At 65.7% G+C, this 280-nt stretch carries 1 pseudogene; it reads right to left on the reverse strand.

Annotated features, from left to right (window positions below):
• Nucleotides 1-280 (reverse strand): annotated as a pseudogene (locus KVS69_RS19400) (TonB-dependent siderophore receptor); the annotation flags it as partial.

The raw sequence follows: 280 nt of genomic DNA on the forward strand, positions 1-280 counted from the left end.
CTGGGCGTGGGGATGAGCCCGCCGTAGCCCAGCGACTGGGTGTTGCCCAGGTAACGGCCACCAACGCCCAGTCGCAGGCGCGCGTCGTCGACCAGCTGGAAGGCCTTGCCCAGCCGTACCGAGGCCAGCTCCTGCGGGGTGTCGTTGAGGCGCTGGTTCACTTCCATGGCGAAGTTGCACTTGGTCACTTCGGCCTTGTTGCGCGAGTACGCCGCGGTGAGGGTGATGTCGAGCGCGAACTGGAACTGGCCCTCGACTTCCACGCCCTTCGATTCGATCT

Origin of the sequence: Stenotrophomonas sp. GbtcB23 (genome assembly GCF_019091045.1) — a bacterium.
In the GTDB taxonomy this organism is placed as follows: domain Bacteria; phylum Pseudomonadota; class Gammaproteobacteria; order Xanthomonadales; family Xanthomonadaceae; genus Stenotrophomonas; species Stenotrophomonas rhizophila_A.